The following is a 285-nucleotide window of genomic DNA, read 5'->3' as shown; positions in this document are numbered from 1 at the left end:
GGGGGCATTTCTATGAATAAATGGAGTAAAGAAGAAAAGTTAAGCATTGTGTGGAGATATCAAAACGAAAACATCAGTATACGAGGACTTTCCGAAGAACTCGACATCGATAATTCTTCGTTACGATATTGGGTCAAATTGTTTGAGTATCATGGGAATGAAGCTTTTCACTTTCCCTATACAAACTACCCTCCTGCCTTTAAACTGAAGGTAATTAACTATATTCAGGAAACAGGAGCCTCCATACGTGAAGCTTCCGCTCTCTTTCACATTCCAGACTTCTCC

The 285-nt window shown here is 39.3% G+C and carries 1 protein-coding gene; it reads left to right on the top strand.

What is annotated here, in order from left to right:
- Positions 1 to 12 precede the first annotated feature (12 nt).
- On the top strand, positions 13 to 285 hold a 273-nt coding region (locus D479_RS19720; protein ID WP_039872002.1), incomplete at its 3' end, for a transposase.

The organism is Halobacillus sp. BAB-2008 (assembly GCF_000328325.1).
Classification (GTDB): domain Bacteria; phylum Bacillota; class Bacilli; order Bacillales; family Halobacillaceae; genus Halobacillus.
The sequence above is the reverse complement of the archived record's forward strand: the minus strand, read 5'-3'. Positions and strand labels throughout refer to the sequence as shown.